General features: G+C 63.4%; 25 protein-coding genes and 3 pseudogenes. 3 read left to right on the top strand and 25 right to left on the bottom strand.

Annotated features, from left to right (window positions below; all coding sequences use genetic code 11):
• Nucleotides 1-90: 90 nt before the first annotated feature.
• Both istA and istB read left to right on the top strand, forming a co-directional pair.
• On the top strand, nucleotides 91-1,848 hold the full coding sequence (istA, locus tag ABIF91_RS33890; protein ID WP_100214066.1) for an IS21-like element IS1631 family transposase: 1,758 nt from the start codon (nucleotides 91-93) through the stop codon (nucleotides 1,846-1,848).
• Nucleotides 1,849-1,852: 4 nt separating this feature from the next.
• Nucleotides 1,853-2,620, top strand: a complete 768-nt coding sequence (gene istB / locus ABIF91_RS33885) for an IS21-like element IS1631 family helper ATPase IstB (protein ID WP_038952109.1) — start codon at nucleotides 1,853-1,855, stop codon at nucleotides 2,618-2,620.
• Between the two features lie 75 nt (nucleotides 2,621-2,695).
• Here the strand turns inward: istB and ABIF91_RS33880 are convergent.
• A pseudogene (locus ABIF91_RS33880) lies at nucleotides 2,696-3,229 on the bottom strand (IS21 family transposase); the annotation flags it as partial.
• Between the two features lie 109 nt (nucleotides 3,230-3,338).
• Here ABIF91_RS33880 and ABIF91_RS33875 point away from each other — a divergent pair.
• Nucleotides 3,339-3,434: pseudogene (locus ABIF91_RS33875) on the top strand (ATP-binding protein); the annotation flags it as partial.
• 94 nt (nucleotides 3,435-3,528) lie between these two features.
• Here ABIF91_RS33875 and ABIF91_RS33870 read toward each other — a convergent pair.
• The 24 genes and pseudogenes from ABIF91_RS33870 to tuf form a co-directional block, all read right to left on the bottom strand.
• A pseudogene (locus ABIF91_RS33870) lies at nucleotides 3,529-4,239 on the bottom strand (preprotein translocase subunit SecY); the annotation flags it as partial.
• Nucleotides 4,236-5,567 (bottom strand): preprotein translocase subunit SecY, encoded by a 1,332-nt coding sequence (gene secY, locus ABIF91_RS33865; RefSeq protein WP_028177975.1) that lies wholly within the window; start codon nucleotides 5,565-5,567, stop codon nucleotides 4,236-4,238. The gene secY and the pseudogene ABIF91_RS33870, both read right to left, overlap by 4 nt.
• A gap of 148 nt (nucleotides 5,568-5,715) precedes the next feature.
• Nucleotides 5,716-6,201, bottom strand: a complete 486-nt coding sequence (gene rplO, locus ABIF91_RS33860; protein ID WP_028177974.1) for a 50S ribosomal protein L15 — start codon at nucleotides 6,199-6,201, stop codon at nucleotides 5,716-5,718.
• Nucleotides 6,202-6,276: 75 nt separating this feature from the next.
• The gene (gene rpmD / locus ABIF91_RS33855; protein ID WP_027554162.1) at nucleotides 6,277-6,471 is read right to left on the bottom strand and encodes a 50S ribosomal protein L30; all 195 of its coding nucleotides are present in this window, start codon (nucleotides 6,469-6,471) and stop codon (nucleotides 6,277-6,279) included.
• Nucleotides 6,472-6,496: 25 nt separating this feature from the next.
• Nucleotides 6,497-7,093: a 30S ribosomal protein S5 gene (gene rpsE / locus ABIF91_RS33850; protein ID WP_014494507.1), complete on the bottom strand. Its 597-nt coding sequence runs from the start codon at nucleotides 7,091-7,093 to the stop codon at nucleotides 6,497-6,499.
• A 47-nt stretch (nucleotides 7,094-7,140) separates the two neighbouring features.
• Nucleotides 7,141-7,503, bottom strand: coding sequence for a 50S ribosomal protein L18 (gene rplR / locus ABIF91_RS33845; protein WP_024342458.1), 363 nt, complete (start codon nucleotides 7,501-7,503; stop codon nucleotides 7,141-7,143).
• 11 nt (nucleotides 7,504-7,514) lie between these two features.
• A complete protein-coding gene (gene rplF, locus ABIF91_RS33840) occupies nucleotides 7,515-8,048 on the bottom strand; it encodes a 50S ribosomal protein L6 (RefSeq protein ID WP_028177973.1) in 534 nt (177 codons plus the stop codon).
• A 16-nt stretch (nucleotides 8,049-8,064) separates the two neighbouring features.
• Nucleotides 8,065-8,463, bottom strand: a complete 399-nt coding sequence (gene rpsH, locus ABIF91_RS33835; RefSeq protein ID WP_027554158.1) for a 30S ribosomal protein S8 — start codon at nucleotides 8,461-8,463, stop codon at nucleotides 8,065-8,067.
• 14 nt (nucleotides 8,464-8,477) lie between these two features.
• Complete coding sequence (gene rpsN / locus ABIF91_RS33830) at nucleotides 8,478-8,783, bottom strand: 30S ribosomal protein S14 (protein WP_424579632.1); 306 nt, start codon at nucleotides 8,781-8,783, stop codon at nucleotides 8,478-8,480.
• A gap of 46 nt (nucleotides 8,784-8,829) precedes the next feature.
• Nucleotides 8,830-9,387: a 50S ribosomal protein L5 gene (gene rplE / locus ABIF91_RS33825; RefSeq protein WP_028177971.1), complete on the bottom strand. Its 558-nt coding sequence runs from the start codon at nucleotides 9,385-9,387 to the stop codon at nucleotides 8,830-8,832.
• Complete coding sequence (gene rplX, locus ABIF91_RS33820) at nucleotides 9,380-9,694, bottom strand: 50S ribosomal protein L24 (RefSeq protein WP_028177970.1); 315 nt, start codon at nucleotides 9,692-9,694, stop codon at nucleotides 9,380-9,382. Before rplX ends, rplE begins: the two co-directional genes overlap by 8 nt.
• Complete coding sequence (rplN, locus tag ABIF91_RS33815; RefSeq protein WP_007603030.1) at nucleotides 9,694-10,062, bottom strand: 50S ribosomal protein L14; 369 nt, start codon at nucleotides 10,060-10,062, stop codon at nucleotides 9,694-9,696. The genes rplX and rplN overlap by 1 nt, the downstream gene beginning before the upstream one ends.
• A gap of 84 nt (nucleotides 10,063-10,146) precedes the next feature.
• Nucleotides 10,147-10,395 (bottom strand): 30S ribosomal protein S17, encoded by a 249-nt coding sequence (rpsQ, locus tag ABIF91_RS33810; RefSeq protein WP_028177969.1) that lies wholly within the window; start codon nucleotides 10,393-10,395, stop codon nucleotides 10,147-10,149.
• Nucleotides 10,396-10,408: 13 nt separating this feature from the next.
• Entirely contained in the window at nucleotides 10,409-10,615 is a 207-nt protein-coding gene (gene rpmC / locus ABIF91_RS33805; protein WP_011088144.1) for a 50S ribosomal protein L29, read from the bottom strand.
• A gap of 5 nt (nucleotides 10,616-10,620) precedes the next feature.
• The gene (gene rplP / locus ABIF91_RS33800; RefSeq protein WP_008136349.1) at nucleotides 10,621-11,034 is read right to left on the bottom strand and encodes a 50S ribosomal protein L16; all 414 of its coding nucleotides are present in this window, start codon (nucleotides 11,032-11,034) and stop codon (nucleotides 10,621-10,623) included.
• 30 nt (nucleotides 11,035-11,064) lie between these two features.
• Complete coding sequence (gene rpsC / locus ABIF91_RS33795) at nucleotides 11,065-11,787, bottom strand: 30S ribosomal protein S3 (protein WP_028177968.1); 723 nt, start codon at nucleotides 11,785-11,787, stop codon at nucleotides 11,065-11,067.
• A gap of 17 nt (nucleotides 11,788-11,804) precedes the next feature.
• Entirely contained in the window at nucleotides 11,805-12,191 is a 387-nt protein-coding gene (gene rplV / locus ABIF91_RS33790; protein ID WP_024342451.1) for a 50S ribosomal protein L22, read from the bottom strand.
• Between the two features lie 10 nt (nucleotides 12,192-12,201).
• Nucleotides 12,202-12,480 (bottom strand): 30S ribosomal protein S19, encoded by a 279-nt coding sequence (rpsS, locus tag ABIF91_RS33785; RefSeq protein ID WP_008136357.1) that lies wholly within the window; start codon nucleotides 12,478-12,480, stop codon nucleotides 12,202-12,204.
• Between the two features lie 12 nt (nucleotides 12,481-12,492).
• The gene (rplB, locus tag ABIF91_RS33780; protein ID WP_028177967.1) at nucleotides 12,493-13,326 is read right to left on the bottom strand and encodes a 50S ribosomal protein L2; all 834 of its coding nucleotides are present in this window, start codon (nucleotides 13,324-13,326) and stop codon (nucleotides 12,493-12,495) included.
• Nucleotides 13,327-13,338: 12 nt separating this feature from the next.
• Complete coding sequence (locus tag ABIF91_RS33775; protein ID WP_007603019.1) at nucleotides 13,339-13,641, bottom strand: 50S ribosomal protein L23; 303 nt, start codon at nucleotides 13,639-13,641, stop codon at nucleotides 13,339-13,341.
• The gene (rplD, locus tag ABIF91_RS33770; RefSeq protein ID WP_028177966.1) at nucleotides 13,638-14,258 is read right to left on the bottom strand and encodes a 50S ribosomal protein L4; all 621 of its coding nucleotides are present in this window, start codon (nucleotides 14,256-14,258) and stop codon (nucleotides 13,638-13,640) included. The genes ABIF91_RS33775 and rplD overlap by 4 nt, the downstream gene beginning before the upstream one ends.
• A 1-nt stretch (nucleotide 14,259) precedes the next feature.
• Nucleotides 14,260-14,973 (bottom strand): 50S ribosomal protein L3, encoded by a 714-nt coding sequence (rplC, locus tag ABIF91_RS33765; protein ID WP_024342448.1) that lies wholly within the window; start codon nucleotides 14,971-14,973, stop codon nucleotides 14,260-14,262.
• Between the two features lie 98 nt (nucleotides 14,974-15,071).
• Nucleotides 15,072-15,380 (bottom strand): 30S ribosomal protein S10, encoded by a 309-nt coding sequence (gene rpsJ / locus ABIF91_RS33760; RefSeq protein ID WP_002712302.1) that lies wholly within the window; start codon nucleotides 15,378-15,380, stop codon nucleotides 15,072-15,074.
• An 85-nt stretch (nucleotides 15,381-15,465) separates the two neighbouring features.
• Nucleotides 15,466-16,656, bottom strand: coding sequence for an elongation factor Tu (gene tuf / locus ABIF91_RS33755; protein WP_028177965.1), 1,191 nt, complete (start codon nucleotides 16,654-16,656; stop codon nucleotides 15,466-15,468).
• Between the last annotated feature and the right edge of the window lie 12 nt (nucleotides 16,657-16,668).

Genomic DNA, 16,668 nt, shown 5'->3' with positions numbered 1-16,668 from the left:
AATCCCCCGGGTATGGTCACTTGAAACTCCCCCACCTGATGATCGCCGTCAGCGCCGCTGAACAGCAGTAGCCGGTCAGGCAGGACGTTTATGTTCGACCCCTTTAGCCAGCAAGGGGCCGGGGAGTTGAACGTCTTGAAGCGACATCTGCAAAGCACCGTACTTACATTACTTGATCGCAACACCAGCCAGCGCGAGATTCACCGGCTGACGGGTGTCGATCGCAAGACGATCCGGCGTTATCAGGCGCTGCGGGCCGGTGCGGAGGCAAATTCCCCCGGGGAAGTGACCACCGGCTCGGTGAGCGCGGACGGCCAAATTCCTCCACCCCGACCACCGGCTTTTGGGACATCGGAAGCGACGGTCACCAGCAGCCTGGCCCGTTCGGCTTGCGAAGCGCATCGGACGTGGATCGAAGAACAGGTCCGGCTGAAGCGGAACGCGCAGGCGATTTACCAGGACCTGGTTGATCAATTTGGCTTTCCGTCCAGCTACCAGAGTGTCAAGCGGTTTGTGCGCCGGTTGCGGCACGCTGATCCTGAGCAGTTTGATCGTCTTGAGTTCCTCCCCGGCGAGGAAGCTCAGGTCGACTATGGCGAGGGCGCGCCGACGGTTGATCCGAAGAGCGGGCGGTACCGTCGTCCCCGCCTGTTCGTGATGACGCTACGCTACTCGCGGCGCAGCTTCCGGCGGGTAGTCTGGAAGTCCAGCCAACAAGTCTGGGCGCAGCTCCACGAAGAGGCGTTCCGGTATTTTGGCGGGGTCCCCAGCTATGTCGTGCTCGACAACCTGAAGGAAGGCGTCCTCAAGCCGGATTTGTACGAGCCCCAGCTCAACCCGATTTACAGCGCGATGCTGGCTCATTACGCCGTGGTCGCCGATCCCGCGCGCGTGGCCGATCCAAATCGGAAAGGATGCGTCGAGAATGCGATTCAACATACCCAGGGCACTGCGCTGGCCGGACGGCGCTTCGAGACGCTGGAGGCGCAAAACGAGTTCTTGAGGCACTGGGAGGAGAACTGGGCTTCCAAACGCATCCACGGCAGCACGCGCCGTCAGGTCGAGGCGATGTTCCAGGAAGAGAAGCCGCACCTGCGGCCGCTGCCTGTCGCTCCCTTCCGCATCTTCACCGAAGTCGTCCGGACTGTCTGCGACGACACCACCGTACGCGTCGACAACAGCTATTACGCCGCGCGGCCCGCGCCGATCGGCAGCCAGGTCGTCGTGCGCATCTACACCACCACGATCGAGATCCGTGATCGCCACACCCGTGCGCTGCTGCGTGTTCATTCCCGGATGGCGCACCCCGGTTCTGTCGTCCTGCCGACCAGCGAACGGCCGTTCAACCCGTCGCGGCAAACCGCCGTGCTGCTGGCGAGCGCCGAGCGCATCGGACCGCAGACCAGGGCCTTGTGCCAGCAGGTGTTCGACACCGAAGGGCGCCCCGGACAGCGCGCGATGTGGGGCATTGTCGGGCTGGGCCGGAAGTATCCGGCGCGGCTGGTCGAGCAGGCCTGCGCGCACGCCATCGACAACCGCATCTACCGCTACAAGCACGTGCGTGCGACCGTCGAGCGGTTGTTCGAACAGGCGATCGAGCAGGTTGGAGTGACGCCACAGCCGGCATCGCCGCTCACCCAGGATCATCCGCTGATCCGTACCCCCGCGGAATACGGCGACCTCTTCAGCCGCGCTGTGCGGCGCGACGCCGACGACAATGGTCGGCAGGCCGAGGCTCACGACGATCACGCCACGGCAATCCGCGCTCGTGTCGCCTGCGCAACCCCGGCCAACTCCGGCGCCACGAGCGCTCCCGCTGCACCTTCTCACCTTAAACTGGAGACCTAGCCACATGATGACCATGCCGGAAATTGAGCGTTGCCTACGACAGCTGCGCCTGTCGGGTGTCCGCGACACGCTGCAGACGCGCGTGCTCCAGGCGCAGGGCGCCAACCAGCCCTTCCTCGAGACCTTCTCCCTTATCCTGCAGGATGAACTGGACCGTCGTCAGTCCCGTCTTATCGAGCGGCGATACCAGCAATCCGGGCTCGACGAAAAGCTGACGCTCGCCGAGTTCGACTGGTCCTTCAATCCCAAACTGCCACGTCAGACCTGCTTCCAGCTCCACACCCTGGCGTTCATTGCCGCTGGCGAGAACGCTCTGCTTGTTGGCAAACCTGGCACCGGGAAGTCGCACATCGCCAAGGCGATTGCCTATCAGGCGATCCTGCAAAGCCACAAGGTCCAGTATCTTGAGACCGACGACTTCTTCCACCGCTACGCCCTGAACTCTCCGGCACAACGCGAGGTCCGGCTGCGAACCATCATCGACTGCGATCTCCTCGTGCTGGACGATCTATTCCTCGCACGCGCCATCCCCGACGACGCCGGCACTTTGCTGCAGACCCTGATCCATCAGCGTTACAAACTGCGCCGCAGCGTCATCGTCACCTCCAATCGCGTCGTGCAGGATTGGGGGGCATACCTTGGGGACAACACTATGAGCACGACGATCCTCGATCGCCTTATGCATCATTGCCATCTGCTTGAGTTCGACGGACGCAGCTATCGGCTCAAAGAAGCCGCTGAAGCTCTTGCCCGGGAAACAAACTCAAACTAACAGTCCCTTGTCCTGCCTCGCGGGTGGAGGAATTTGACTGACCACACCCGGAGGAATTTGAAGTGACCCGCGGGGCTTCGGATCAACCGTCGGCGCGCCCTCGCCATAGTCGACCTGAGCTTCCTCGCCGGGGAGGAACTCAAGACGATCAAACTGCTCAGGATCAGCGTGCCGCAACCGGCGCACAAACCGCTTGACACTCTGGTAGCTGGACGGAAAGCCAAATTGATCAACCAGGTCCTGGTAAATCGCCTGCGCGTTCCGCTTCAGCCGGACCTGTTCTTCGATCCACGTCCGATGCGCTTCGCAAGCCGAACGGGCCAGGCTGCTGGTGACCGTCGCTTCCGATGTCCCAAAAGCCGGTGGTCGGGGTGGAGGAATTTGGCCGTCCGCGCTCACCGAGCCGGTGGTCACTTCCCCGGGGGAATTTGCCTCCGCACCGGCCCGCAGCGCCTGATAACGCCGGATCGTCTTGCGATCGACACCCGTCAGCCGGTGAATCTCGCGCTGGCTGGTGTTGCGATCAAGTAATGTAAGTACGGTGCTTTGCAGATGTCGCTTCAAGACGTTCAACTCCCCGGCCCCTTGCTGGCTAAAGGGGTCGAACATAAACGTCCTGCCTGACCGGCTACTGCTGTTCAGCGGCGCTGACGGCGATCATCAGGTGGGGGAGTTTCAAGTGACCATACCCGGGGGATTTTGACCGACCCACGGGGGCCTTATGCATCATTGCCATCTGCTTGAGTTCGACGGACGCAGCTATCGGCTCAAAGAAGCCGCTGAAGCTCTTGCCCGGGAAACAAACTCAAACTAACAGTCCCTTGTCCTGCCTCGCGGGTGGAGGAATTTGACTGACCACACCCGGAGGAATTTGAAGTGACCCGCGGGGGAATCAGGAACCCCGCGCTGTTGAGCTTGATCGGCAGCACAGCTTCGCGCACCGGCAGTTGCCGCGCGCCGACATTGAGCGCGCCGAACTCGACCCGAACATTTCGCCGTGCGCCTTCGACAAGCACGATCACAGCGATGGTCGCGACCCAGAACACGGCGTGGAAGACCACGAGATTGCCGGAGATCGTCCCGCTCCGCACAACATCTGCGATGCCGGCGACGTCTCGCGGCAAGGAAGCGAGCATGCCGACACTCAAAATCAGCGCCAGACCGTTGCCAATGCCGTAGCGGGTGATCTGTTCGCTCAGCCACACCAGCACAAAAACGCCGCCAATCATCGAGGCCGTGGCCGTCATCACGAACCAGCCGTCGGGATCCCTGACGAGCTGCGGAATGGAGATCAGCGCGGAGGAGATGCCGTAAGCCTGAAAGGCGGCAAGAGCCAGCGTGAGTCCGAGCGTAGCGCGGGCCACCTTGCGTCGGCCGTCCTCGCCCGACCGCTCGAGCGAACTCAGGCCGCGCCACACCGACGACAGCAACCGGACAAAGATCGCCGCAGTCAGATAGGGAATGAGGCCGAGCGAAAACAGCGAAAGGCGGCCGTTGAAATCGGGTAGCGACGAGAGGCGCGAAACATCCAGCCCCGCAATCGGGATCTGCGTGCCCAGCCTGAAGAGGAGAAGCGCGCCGATCGTGAAAGCGATTCGGCGCGCGAGCTCCCGGTTCATCTACGGCGGCCGCGCAGCTTGGACTTCCGGATCAGGCCTTCATACTGATGGGCCAGAAGATAGCCCTGGACCTGCGCCACCGTATCCATGGTGACACTGACGACGATCAGCAGCGAGGTGCCGCCGAAATAGAACGGCACCGACGCGTAGGAGATCAGGATCTCGGGAATCAGGCAGACGATCGCCAGATAAATCGCGCCGAGCACGGTAATGCGCGACAGCACGTAGTCGATATATTCGGCGGTGCGCTCGCCAGGACGGATGCCCGGGATGAAGCCGCCATGCTTCTTCAGATTGTCCGCGGTCTCGGTCGGGTTGAACACGATCGCGGTGTAGAAGAAGGCGAAGAACACGATCAGCGCCAGATACATGATCAGGAACAGCGGGCGGCCATGGCCGAGCTGGGTGTTGATCCACTGGAACCATTCCGGCCCGCTGCCCGCATTGAAGTTCGCCACCGTGGTCGGCAGCAAGAGCAGCGAGGACGCGAAGATCGGCGGGATCACGCCCGAGGTGTTGAGCTTGAGCGGCAGATGCGAGGACTGGCCCTCGAACATCTTGTTGCCGACCTGGCGCTTCGGATACTGGATCAGGAGGCGGCGCTGCGCGCGCTCCATGAACACGATGAAGGCGATCACGGCGACGGCCATGATGATGACGACCAGGATCAGGCCGGTCGACATCGCACCCTGACGGCCGAGCTCGAGCATGCTGGCGAGCGCCGCGGGCAACTCGGCGACGATGCCGGCGAGAATGATCAGCGAGATGCCGTTGCCGATGCCACGCGAGGTGATCTGCTCGCCCAGCCACATCAGGAACATGGTGCCGCCGGTCAGCGTGATCGCCGTGGACAGGCGGAAGAACATTCCGGGCTCGCTGACGACGTTGCCGGCGCCTTCGAGACCTACCGCGATCCCGTAGGACTGGAATGCGGCCAGGATGACCGTCAGATAGCGGGTGTACTGATTCAGCGTCTTGCGGCCTGCCTCGCCTTCCTTCTTCAGCGCCTCGAGCTGCGGCGAGACGGTGGTGAGGAGCTGGATGATGATCGAGGCCGAGATGTACGGCATGATGTTCAGCGCAAAGATCGCCATGCGGTGGATGCCGCCGCCGGCGAACATGTTGAACATGCCGAGGATGCCGCCCGCCTGCGAGCGGAACACCTGCTCCCAGATGTTCGGATCAATGCCGGGCAGCGGGATGTAGGTCCCGAGCCGATAAACGAGCAGCGCACCCAGGGTGAACCAGATGCGCTTCTTCAGTTCGTCGGCCTTGGCAAACGCGCCGAAATTGAGATTGGCTGCCAGTTGTTCCGCTGCAGAGACCATCTTGGACTTTCTCCCGCCGCCTGTTGCGCCGTCATGCCCGCGGCCGGGCTACTTTAGCGGACGCCGGACATTATCTGGGGCTCGGCTTCGATAAGTCCACGTCCCGCATGCGTAAAGGCCCGCGAGCCGCGGGCCAATGACGCAGTTGTTACGCCGCCTCGCCTTCTTCCTTGGCAGGGGCGAGGATCTTCACCGAGCCGCCGGCCTTCTCGACCGCCGCGATTGCGGTCTTGGTGGCGCCATGCACTTCGATGTTGAGCTTGGACTTGAGCTCGCCGCGGCCGAGCAGCCGCAGGCCGCCCTTGGCGCGGCGCAGCACGCCGCCCTTCACCAGGGCCTCGACGTTCACGACGCTGCCGGCGTCGATCTTCTTGGCATCGACCGCTTCCTGGAGCCGGTCGAGATTGATCTCGGCGAACTCGATGCGGAAGATGTTGTTGAAGCCGCGCTTGGGCAGACGGCGATGCATCGGCATCTGGCCGCCTTCGAAACCCTTGATGCGCACGCCCGAACGCGCGGTCTGGCCCTTGCCGCCGCGGCCGGACTGCTTGCCCTTGCCGGAACCGATGCCGCGGCCGACGCGCATACGCTTCTTGCGCGAGCCGGCGTTGTCGGCGATATCGCTGAGCTTCATCGCCCTTCTCCTTGTGTCTTGCGCACGATCTTCACCGAAAACCGCTTCCCGCTCTTCGGGATCGTGCGCCTTTGCTTACTTCTCGTCGACGATACGGACGAGATGGTGAACCTTCTCGATCATGCCGCGGACCGCCGGGGTGTCCGGCAGTTCGCTGATACGGCCGATCTTGTTGAGCTTGAGCCCGATCAGCGTCGAACGCTGCGAGTGATGGCGGCGGATCGCGCTGCCGGTCTGCTCAAGCTTGATCGTCTTTGCGGCCTTGGCCATCGTGGTCTACTCCGAAAAGCTTCCGTTAGTCGGCAGCCGCCTCTGCGTCGCCACCGATACGGCGGGACTGGAGGGTGGACACCTTGATGTTGCGACGGGCAGCGACCGAGCGCGGCGAATCCTGATGCTTCAGCGCGTCAAAGGTCGCGCGCACCATGTTGTACGGGTTCGACGAGCCGATCGACTTCGCCACAACGTCCTGGACGCCGAGCGTTTCGAACACGGCGCGCATCGGACCGCCGGCGATGATGCCGGTGCCGGCCGGAGCTGCACGCAGGTAGACACGGCCCGCGCCATGACGGCCGGCGATGTCGTGATGGAGCGTGCGGCCCTCGCGCAGCGAGACGCGCGTCAGGTTGCGCTTGGCGGACTCGGTCGCCTTGCGGATCGCCTCGGGCACTTCGCGCGCCTTGCCGTGACCGAAGCCGGCACGACCCTTCTGGTCGCCGATCACGACCAGCGCTGCGAAACCGAAGCGCTTGCCGCCCTTGACGACCTTGGCCACGCGGTTGATGTGGACGAGCTTGTCGACGAACTCGCTGTCGCGCTCCTCGCGCTCCCTGCGTTCACGCCCGCCGCCGCGTTGATCGCGTCCACCACGTTGTTCGCGTTCAGCTGCCATGGTTTTTCCAATCCTTCAGAGGCTTGCGCCCCAATCCTCAAATTCTGTTAGAAGCTCAGCCCACTCTCACGCGCCGCGTCGGCCAGAGCCTTGACGCGCCCGTGGTAGAGATAGCTGCCGCGATCGAACACGACTTCCTTGACGCCCTTCTCGGCCGCGCGCTCGGCCAGCAACTTGCCGACCGCCTTCGCCGCATCGATGTCGGCGCCGGTCTTGCCGCCGTCGCGCATCGACTTCTCGAGCGAAGAAGCGGAGGCCAGCGTCTCGCCCTTCAGGTCGTCAATGACCTGGGCGTAGATATGCTTGGACGAGCGGAACACTGACAGGCGCGGACGGCCGCCGGCGGAACGGCGCAGCTTCAGCCGCACACTCCGCTTGCGCCGGGCATTCGTAACCTTGGCTTTCGACATGACCGGCTCCGTTACTTCTTCTTGCCTTCCTTGCGGAAGATGAATTCGCCCACATACTTCACGCCCTTGCCCTTGTAGGGCTCCGGCGGACGATAGGAGCGGATCTCGGCGGCGACCTGGCCGACGCGCTGGACGTCGCTGCCCGCCACCGTGATCTCGGTCGGCTTCGGCACCGTGATCGTGATCCCCTCGGGGATCGGATAGATCACGTCGTGGCTGTAGCCGAGCGCGAGCTGCAGGTTCTTGCCCTGCATCGCGGCGCGATAGCCGACGCCGGTGATCTCGAGCTTCTTCTCGAAGCCCTTGGTGACGCCTTCGACCAGATTCGCGACCTGGGCGCGAGCGGTACCGTACAGCGCCCGCGCGCGGTTGGTCTCGGTCCGCGGCTTGACCTTGACCTGACCGTTCTCGAGCTTCACCTCGACGTCGTCATGGACGATGAACTGAAGCTGACCCTTCGGCCCCTTCATCTTGACGGTCTGGCCGTCGACGGTCGCGGTAACGCCCGACGGCACCGTCACAGGCTTTTTGCCAACACGTGACATGGATCGAAAATCCTTCTCAGAACACCGTGAAGAGGACTTCACCGCCCACATTCGCGTCGCGCGCGCTGTGGTCGGCCATGATCCCCTTCGGCGTCGACAACACCGAAATCCCGAGTCCGTTGTTCACCCGCGGCAGGTTCTTCACCGAGGCGTAGACGCGACGCCCGGGCTTGGAAACGCGCTCAATCTCGCGGATGACGGGCTCGCCGTCGAAATACTTCAGCTCGATCTCGATCTCGCTGCGGCCCGAGGAATGCTCGAGCGTGGCGTAACCGCGGATGTAGCCCTCGGTCTTCAGAACCTCGAGCACGTTCTCGCGCATCTTCGAACCCGGCGTGGAGACCTTGGTCTTCGAACGCATCTGCGCGTTGCGGATACGGGTGATCAGATCGCTGATTGGATCGTGCGTTGACATCTAAACGACCCTCCTTACCAGCTGGACTTCACGAGGCCCGGGACCAGGCCCCTGGAGCCAAGGTCGCGCAGCGCGATACGGGACAGCTTGTTCTTGCGGTAGTTCGAGCGCGGGCGGCCCGACAGCTCGCAGCGCAGGCGGATGCGGGTCGCCGACGAATTGCGCGGCATTTCCGCCAGCTTCAGGGTCGCGGCGAACCGCTCCTCCATCGGCAGCGCCTTGTCGGCGATGATCGCCTTCAACTGCTCGCGCTTGGCGGCGGCGTTCTTCACCATCCGCTTGCGCCTGTTGTTCTTCTCGACTGAACTCTTCTTTGCCATGCTTGGCTCCTGGGTATCCGCGTTTGAGAGGCTCTAGGTCAGCGTCTCACTGCCGGAACGGGAAATTGAAAGCGGTCAACAAGGCCCTCGCCTCTTCGTCGGTCTTGGCCGTGGTGCAGACGGTGATGTCCATACCGCGGGCTTCCGTGACCTTGTCGAAGTCGATCTCGGGGAAAATGATGTGTTCCTTGATGCCGAGCGAGTAGTTGCCGCGGCCGTCGAAGCTCTTCGGGTTCAGGCCGCGGAAGTCGCGGACGCGCGGCAGTGCGACCGTCACCAGGCGATCGATGAACTCGTACATACGGGCCTTGCGCAGCGTGACCTTGCAGCCGATCGGCTGGTTCTCACGCAACTTGAAGGTCGCGATCGCGATACGCGAATAGGTCACGATCGCCTTCTGGCCGGCGACCTGGGTCAGCTCGGCAGCGGCGGTCTCGGCCTTCTTGCGGTCGTTGACGGAATCGCCAACGCCCATGTTCAGCACGACCTTGTCCAGGCGCGGAACCTGCATGACGTTCTCGTAACCGAACTTCTCGGTCAGAGCCGTGCGGATCTTCGCATCATATTCCGCGCGCAGGCGCGGCGTGTAAGCGGCCTCAGCCATCGATCTCAGCTCCCGAGCTCTTGGCGATGCGGACCTTCTTGCCGTCCGCCAGAATCTTGAATCCGATGCGGGTCGGCTTTCCGTCCTTGCCGACATACGCGATGTTGGACAGTTGGATCGGCGCCTCTTTCGAGATGATGCCGCCCTCCTGGGCCTGCGTCTGCTTCTGGTGACGCTTGACCACGTTGATGCCGCGCACGAGCGCGGTACCGGCGTCGGGACGCACCTCGAACACCTCGCCGGTGCGGCCCTTGTCGCGGCCGGTCAGCACGACGACCTTGTCGCCCTTGCGGATCTTCGCAGCCATCACAGCACCTCCGGCGCGAGCGAGATGATCTTCATGTGGTTCTTGGCGCGCAGCTCGCGCGGCACGGGCCCGAAGATACGGGTGCCGACCGGCTCGGACTGGTTGTTGATCAGCACGGCGGCGTTGCGGTCGAAGCGGATGACCGAACCGTCGGCGCGGCGGATGTCCTTGCGGACGCGCACCACGACGGCCTTCATCACGTCGCCCTTCTTCACCTTGCCACGCGGAATCGCTTCCTTGATCGACACGACGATGATGTCGCCGATCGTGGCGTAGCGGCGCTTGGAGCCTCCGAGCACCTTGATACACATGACACGGCGTGCGCCAGAATTGTCGGCCACGTCGAGGTTGGTCTGCATCTGAATCATTGATGCACCTCGTCCTCTTTCTCTTTGCGCCAGCCCAGCCGGCGCTCAACATTTCCCTGAAGTCAGTCGGCTAGAGCCAACAGATCAGGCGCTTTTCTTGTGTTCGCCCCGGATCACGACCCAGCGCTTCAACTTCGAAATCGGCTTCGTTTCCTCGATCCACACCATGTCGCCCGGCTTGAACTCGTTGCTCTCGTCGTGCGCGTGGTAGTTCTTCGACCGGCGGATGGTCTTCTTGTAGATCGGGTGCGTGAAGCGGCGATCGACCCGCACCACGATGGTCTTGGCTTGCTTGTCGCTGACGACCACGCCCTGCAAAGTACGTTTCGGCATCTTCGTAAGCCTCTTACTTCTTCTTGGCGCGCGTCTGCGCGGCGACGGTCTTGATCCGGGCGATGTCACGGCGAGCCTCGCGCAGGCGCGAGGTGTTCTCGAGCTGCCCGGTGGCGCGCTGGAAGCGCAGGTTGAAGCGCTCCTTCTTCAGATTCAGGATGGCGTCATCCTGCTGGTCGGGGCTCATCGCGCGGATGTCTTCGATCTTCATCTGGGCCATGGCCATTACTCCGCAATGCGCTCGACGAAGCGCGTCTTGATCGGCAGCTTGGCTGCCGCCAGGGTCAGCGCCTCACGCGCGGTCTGGGTGTTGACGCCGTCGATCTCGAACAGCACCCGGCCCGGCTTGACGCGCGCGACCCACAATTCCGGCGAACCCTTGCCGGAGCCCATGCGGACTTCGGCCGGCTTCTTGGACACCGGAACGTCGGGGAACACGCGGATCCAGACGCGGCCGGCGCGCTTCATGTGACGGGTCAGCGCGCGGCGGGCGGCTTCGATCTGGCGCGCGGTAACACGCTCAGGCTCGGTCGCCTTGAGGCCGAACTGGCCGAACGCCAACGTCGCGCCCGAAGACGCAACGCCGTGGATGCGGCCCTTGTGCGCTTTCCGGAACTTCGTTTTCTTAGGTTGCATCATGGCTTTAAGCCCTCAAATTCCTGTGCGGCTTTAGGCTGCAGCCGTGTCGCGGCGCTGACGGCCACGGTCACCACTGCCACCCGTCTCGCCTTCGGCCATTCTCTTGTCCTGGGCCATCGGATCGTGCTCTAGGATCTCGCCCTTGAAGATCCAGACCTTGACGCCGCAGGTGCCGAAGGTCGTGAACGCGGTCGCAACGCCGTAGTCGATGTCGGCACGCAGCGTATGCAGCGGCACGCGACCTTCACGGTACCACTCCATGCGCGCGATTTCCGCACCGCCCAGACGTCCCGAGCAGTTGATGCGGATGCCCTCCGCGCCGAGGCGCATCGCCGACTGCACGGCGCGCTTCATGGCGCGGCGGAACGCCACGCGGCGCTCCAGCTGCTGAGCGATCGACTCGGCCACCAGCGTCGCATCGAGCTCCGGCTTGCGGATCTCGACGATGTTGATGACGACGTCGGACGAGGTGATGTCTGCGACCTTCTTGCGCAGCTTGTCGATGTCAGCGCCCTTCTTGCCGATCACCACGCCCGGACGGGCCGAGTGGATGGTGACGCGGCACTTCTTGTGCGGACGCTCGATCACGATGCGGGCAACGGCCGCCTGCTTCAGCTCCTTGTGCAGGATCTCGCGGATCTTGACGTCCTCGTGCAGCAGCTTGCCGTATTCCTGCTTGCCGGCGAACCAGCGGGAATCCCAGGTCCGGTTGATGCCGAGACGCAGACCGATCGGATTGATCTTTTGACCCATCGTGTTCTCCTGCGCCCTTAAGCGGCTGCTTCGGCTTCGACCTGACGAACGATGATCGTCAGCTGCGAAAATGGTTTGTAGACGCGACCCGAGCGGCCGCGGCCGCGGGCGGCAAAGCGCTTCATCACGAGGCCGTTGCCGACAAAGGCCTGCGCCACGACGAGATCGTCGACGTCGAGGTCATGGTTGTTCTCGGCGTTGGCGATAGCCGATTCCAGGCACTTCTTGACATCGACCGCGATCCGCTTGCGCGAAAACTGCAGATCGGCGAGCGCGGCAGACGCCTTCCGGCCGCGAATGAGCTGGGCGACCAGGTTGAGCTTCTGCGGGCTCACCCGCAGCATCCGGGCGACCGCCTTGGCCTCGTTCTCGGCGAGGCTCCGTTCGCGCTTAGGTTTGCTCATCGTGTAATCCTCAAGCCTTCTTGGCTTTCTTGTCGCCGGAGTGGCCATGGAAGGTCCGGGTCGGCGAGAACTCGCCGAACTTGTGACCGACCATTTCCTCGTTGACGGCCACCGGCACGTGCTTCTGACCGTTGTAGACTCCGAAGGTCAGGCCGACGAACTGCGGCAGGATCGTCGAGCGACGGCTCCAGATCTTGATGACGTCGTGACGGCCGGACGCGCGCGCGGCATCTGCCTTCTTGAGCAGAGAACCCTCGACGAACGGGCCTTTCCAGACTGAACGAACCATGTCCGGCGTTCCTTACTTCTTCCGCTTGTGGCGGCTTAGGAGAATGAATTTGTTGGTCGACTTGTTGGTGCGGGTCTTCTTGCCCTTGGTCGGCTTGCCCCACGGAGTGACCGGGTGGCGACCGCCCGAGGTACGACCTTCACCACCGCCATGCGGATGGTCGATCGGGTTCATCGCGACACCGCGGTTGTGCGGCCTGCGGCCCATCCAACGCTTGCGACCGGCCTTGCCGATCGAGGTGTTCATGTGATCCGGGTTCGACACCGCGCCGATCGTGCCGCGGCAACGGCCGTGAACCAGGCGCTGCTCGCCCGAATTCAGGCGGATGATGACGTAGTCCTGGTCGCGGCCGACGAGCTGGGCATAGGTGCCCGCGGAACGAGCGAGCTGGCCGCCCTTCCCGATCTTGACCTCGATGTTGTGGATGATCGTGCCGACCGGCATGTTGCCGAGCGGCATGACGTTGCCCGGCTTCACGTCGACGTAGTTGCCGGCGACGATCGTGTCACCCACGGCCAGGCGCTGCGGCGCCAGGATGTAGGCCTGCTCGCCGTCCTGATACTTGATCAGAGCGATGAAGCCGGTGCGGTTCGGATCGTACTCCAACCGCTCGACGGTCGCGGGAACGTCGACCTTCTCGCGCTTGAAGTCGACGGTACGCAGCGTCTGCTTGTGACCGCCACCGCGGAAACGCACGGTGATGCGACCGGTGTTGTTGCGGCCGCCCGAGGACTTCTTGCCCTCGGTGAGCGCCTTGACCGGCTTGCCCTTGTACAGGGCCGAACGATCGACCATGACCAGCTGGCGCTGGCCGGGCGTCGTGGGATTGAATGTCTTCAGTGCCATCGTCGTACGACCTTACAGACCGGTGGTCACGTCGATCCGGTGACCCTCTTCGAGGGTCACGATCGCGCGCTTGGAGTTCGACTGCGAGCCGAGATTGCCGCGGAAAATCTTCGTCTTGCCCTTGCGGACCAGCGTGTTGACGCTCTTGACCTTGACGTCGAACAGCTTCTCGATCGCTTCCTTGATCTGCGGCTTGGTCGCCTTTGCGGCCACCTTGAACAGCACCTTGTTGTGCTCCGAGGCGATCGTCGCCTTCTCGGTCACGACCGGCGACAGGATCACGTCGTAGTGGCGAGGCTCGATGTTCTTCGTCATTTGAAGCGCGCCTCCAGCGCATCGATGGCGGCCTTGGTCAGAACAAGCTTCTGACGGCGCAGGATGTCATAGACGTTGATGCCCTGGATCGGCAGCACGTCCATGTTCGGGATGTTGCGGGCCGCAGCGGCAAAACCGTTGTTGAGCTCGGCGCCGTCGATGATCAGCGCGTTGGTGAGCCCGAGGCCCGAGAAGTGACCGAGCAGCGCCTTGGTCTTGGCGGCTTCCAGCGCGGCCTCCTCGATCACGACGAGGTCGCCGTCCTTGGCCTTGGCCGAGAGCGCATGCTTGAGGGCGAGCGCACGAACCTTCTTCGGCAGGTCGGTAGCGTGCGAACGCACCACCGGACCGAAGGCACGCCCGCCGCCGCGGAACTGCGGCACGCGGGCCGAGCCGTGACGAGCACCACCGGTACCCTTCTGCTTGTACATCTTCTTGCCGGTGCGCCAGATCTCGGCGCGACCCTTGGCCTTGTGCGTGCCGGCCTGGCGCTTATTGAGCTGCCACTGCACGCAGCGCCCGATGATGTCCTCACGCGGCTCGAGGCCGAAAATGGCGTCGGAGAGCTGGACCGAGCCGGCTTCCTTACCTTCGAGGGTGGTGACCTTCAATTCCATCTCACGCCTCCTGCGCAGCCGGAGCGGCTTCCGCGTCGCCAGCAACCTTGAACTTGCCGGGCTTCGGAGCTTCCTTCGGCAGCGGCTTCTTGACGGCGTCGCGCACGCGGATCCAACCGCCCTTGGAGCCGGGAACGGCGCCTTCGACGAGGATCAAGCCGCGCTCGACATCGGTCTGGACGACGCGAAGGTTGAGCGTGGTGATGCGGTCGACACCCATGTGGCCGGGCATCTTCTTGTTCTTCCAGGTCTTGCCGGGGTCCTGACGGCCACCGGTCGAACCGATCGAGCGGTGCGAGATCGACACACCGTGCGTGGCACGCAGACCGCCGAAGTTCCAGCGCTTCATGCCGCCGGCGAAGCCCTTACCGACCGAGGTGCCGGTGACGTCGACGAACTGGCCGACGACGAAGTGATCCGCCTGGATCTCGGCGCCGACCGGGATCATCGCATCTGCGCTGACCCGGAACTCCTCGACCCGGCGCTTCGGCTCGACCTTGGCGACCGCGAACTGGCCGCGCTCGGCCTTCGGCATGTAAACGGTCTTGCGGCTGCCAGAACCGAGCTGGAGCGCGACGTAACCGTTCTTCTCTTCGGTGCGGTGGCCTACGACCTGGCAATTGCCGAGCTTCAGCACGGTCACGGGGATATGTTCGCCGGCCTCCGTGAAGACCCGCGTCATCCCGACCTTTTGTGCGATCACTCCGGAGCGCATCGGCTTGCTTCCTGTTCTTTCTGTCCTTGCGGACTAGCTAATCTTCGTAGTGAGCAAGTCCCGGTCCGAGAACCGATGCCCACTCCTCGGGGTCTTGCTCAGAGCTTGATCTCGACGTCGACACCGGCGGCCAGGTCGAGCTTCATCAAAGCATCGACGGTCTGCGGGGTCGGATCGACGATGTCGAGCAGGCGCTTGTGCGTGCGCATCTCGAACTGCTCGCGGCTCTTCTTGTCGACGTGGGGCGAACGGTTGACGGTGAACTTCTCGATGCGCGTCGGCAGCGGAATGGGTCCGCGGACCTGCGCGCCGGTGCGCTTCGCCGTGTTCACGATCTCACGGGTCGACGTATCGAGGATACGATGGTCGAACGCCTTGAGACGGATACGAATGTTTTGGCCGTTCATTGCCGTGCTTTCTTTGAGTAGAGTGGCGAGTAGCGAGTAGCGAATAGAATCCCCTATTCGCCACTCACCATTCCCTATTCGCTTGTTACTCGATGATCGAGGCGACGACGCCGGCGCCGACGGTGCGGCCACCTTCGCGGATCGCGAAGCGGAGCTTCTCTTCCATCGCGATCGGCACGATCAGGTGCACTTCCATCGCGATGTTGTCGCCCGGCATCACCATCTCGGTGCCTTCCGGCAGGTGCACGACACCGGTCACGTCGGTGGTGCGGAAGTAGAACTGCGGACGGTAGTTGGTGAAGAACGGAGTGTGCCGGCCGCCCTCTTCCTTGGTGAGGATGTAGGCCTCAGCCTTGAACTTGGTGTGCGGCTTGACCGAACCGGGCTTGGCCAGAACCTGGCCGCGCTCGACGTCCTCGCGCTTGGTGCCGCGGAGCAGCGCGCCGATGTTGTCGCCGGCCTGGCCCTGATCGAGCAGCTTGCGGAACATTTCAACGCCGGTGACGGTGGTCTTCTGGGTGGCGCGGAGACCGACGATCTCGATTTCCTCGCCGACCTTGACGACGCCGCGCTCGACACGGCCGGTCACCACGGTGCCGCGGCCCGAGATCGAGAACACGTCTTCAACCGGCATCAGGAACGGCTGGTCGATCGGACGCTCCGGCTGCGGGATGTACTCATCGACGTTGCGCATCAGCTCGAGGATGGCGTCGTGGCCGAGCTTCTTGTCGGAGTCTTCGAGAGCGGCGAGCGCCGAACCCTTGATGATCGGGATCTTGTCGCCGGGGAACTCGTACTTCGAGAGCAGTTCGCGGACTTCGAGCTCGACGAGCTCGAGCAGCTCCGGATCGTCGACCATGTCGCACTTGTTGAGGAACACGACGAGCGCGGGAACGCCGACCTGGCGGGCGAGCAGGATGTGCTCGCGGGTCTGCGGCATCGGGCCGTCAGCAGCGGACACGACCAGGATCGCACCGTCCATCTGGGCGGCGCCGGTGATCATGTTCTTCACGTAGTCGGCGTGGCCGGGGCAGTCGACGTGGGCGTAGTGGCGATTCTGCGTCTCGTACTCGACGTGCGCGGTCGAGATCGTGATGCCGCGGGCCTTCTCTTCCGGCGCCTTGTCGATCTGGTCGTACGCGGTGAACGTCGCACCGCCGGTCTCGGCGAGGATCTTGGTGATCGCCGCGGTCAGCGACGTCTTGCCATGGTCGACGTGACCGATGGTGCCGATGTTGCAGTGCGGCTTGTTACGTTCAAACTTTGCTTTGGCCATTTGACTCTCCGT

Origin of the sequence: Bradyrhizobium sp. USDA 241 (assembly GCF_049739505.1) — a bacterium.
GTDB classification, from domain to species: domain Bacteria; phylum Pseudomonadota; class Alphaproteobacteria; order Rhizobiales; family Xanthobacteraceae; genus Bradyrhizobium; species Bradyrhizobium liaoningense.
The sequence above is the reverse complement of the archived record's forward strand: the minus strand, read 5'-3'. Positions and strand labels throughout refer to the sequence as shown.

Bases quoted from the DNA above. Each gene is read 5' to 3' on its own strand.
- istA (WP_100214066.1), top strand. From the start codon at position 91: ATGTTCGACCCCTTTAGCCAGCAAGGGGCCGGGGAGTTGAACGTCTTG.
- istB (WP_038952109.1), top strand. From the start codon at position 1,853: ATGATGACCATGCCGGAAATTGAGCGTTGCCTACGACAGCTGCGCCTG.
- secY (WP_028177975.1), bottom strand. From the start codon at position 5,567: ATGGTCTCTGCAGCGGAACAACTGGCAGCCAATCTCAATTTCGGCGCG.
- rplO (WP_028177974.1), bottom strand. From the start codon at position 6,201: ATGAAGCTCAGCGATATCGCCGACAACGCCGGCTCGCGCAAGAAGCGT.
- rpmD (WP_027554162.1), bottom strand. From the start codon at position 6,471: ATGGCCAAGGCCGCAAAGACGATCAAGCTTGAGCAGACCGGCAGCGCG.
- rpsE (WP_014494507.1), bottom strand. From the start codon at position 7,093: ATGGCAGCTGAACGCGAACAACGTGGTGGACGCGATCAACGCGGCGGC.
- rplR (WP_024342458.1), bottom strand. From the start codon at position 7,503: ATGTCGAAAGCCAAGGTTACGAATGCCCGGCGCAAGCGGAGTGTGCGG.
- rplF (WP_028177973.1), bottom strand. From the start codon at position 8,048: ATGTCACGTGTTGGCAAAAAGCCTGTGACGGTGCCGTCGGGCGTTACC.
- rpsH (WP_027554158.1), bottom strand. From the start codon at position 8,463: ATGTCAACGCACGATCCAATCAGCGATCTGATCACCCGTATCCGCAAC.
- rpsN (WP_424579632.1), bottom strand. From the start codon at position 8,783: ATGGCAAAGAAGAGTTCAGTCGAGAAGAACAACAGGCGCAAGCGGATG.
- rplE (WP_028177971.1), bottom strand. From the start codon at position 9,387: ATGGCTGAGGCCGCTTACACGCCGCGCCTGCGCGCGGAATATGATGCG.
- rplX (WP_028177970.1), bottom strand. From the start codon at position 9,694: ATGGCTGCGAAGATCCGCAAGGGCGACAAGGTCGTCGTGCTGACCGGC.
- rplN (WP_007603030.1), bottom strand. From the start codon at position 10,062: ATGATTCAGATGCAGACCAACCTCGACGTGGCCGACAATTCTGGCGCA.
- rpsQ (WP_028177969.1), bottom strand. From the start codon at position 10,395: ATGCCGAAACGTACTTTGCAGGGCGTGGTCGTCAGCGACAAGCAAGCC.
- rpmC (WP_011088144.1), bottom strand. From the start codon at position 10,615: ATGGCCCAGATGAAGATCGAAGACATCCGCGCGATGAGCCCCGACCAG.
- rplP (WP_008136349.1), bottom strand. From the start codon at position 11,034: ATGATGCAACCTAAGAAAACGAAGTTCCGGAAAGCGCACAAGGGCCGC.
- rpsC (WP_028177968.1), bottom strand. From the start codon at position 11,787: ATGGGTCAAAAGATCAATCCGATCGGTCTGCGTCTCGGCATCAACCGG.
- rplV (WP_024342451.1), bottom strand. From the start codon at position 12,191: ATGAGCAAACCTAAGCGCGAACGGAGCCTCGCCGAGAACGAGGCCAAG.
- rpsS (WP_008136357.1), bottom strand. From the start codon at position 12,480: ATGGTTCGTTCAGTCTGGAAAGGCCCGTTCGTCGAGGGTTCTCTGCTC.
- rplB (WP_028177967.1), bottom strand. From the start codon at position 13,326: ATGGCACTGAAGACATTCAATCCCACGACGCCCGGCCAGCGCCAGCTG.
- ABIF91_RS33775 (WP_007603019.1), bottom strand. From the start codon at position 13,641: ATGACGAAGAACATCGAGCCTCGCCACTACGACGTGATCCTGTCGCCG.
- rplD (WP_028177966.1), bottom strand. From the start codon at position 14,258: ATGGAATTGAAGGTCACCACCCTCGAAGGTAAGGAAGCCGGCTCGGTC.
- rplC (WP_024342448.1), bottom strand. From the start codon at position 14,973: ATGCGCTCCGGAGTGATCGCACAAAAGGTCGGGATGACGCGGGTCTTC.
- rpsJ (WP_002712302.1), bottom strand. From the start codon at position 15,380: ATGAACGGCCAAAACATTCGTATCCGTCTCAAGGCGTTCGACCATCGT.
- tuf (WP_028177965.1), bottom strand. From the start codon at position 16,656: ATGGCCAAAGCAAAGTTTGAACGTAACAAGCCGCACTGCAACATCGGC.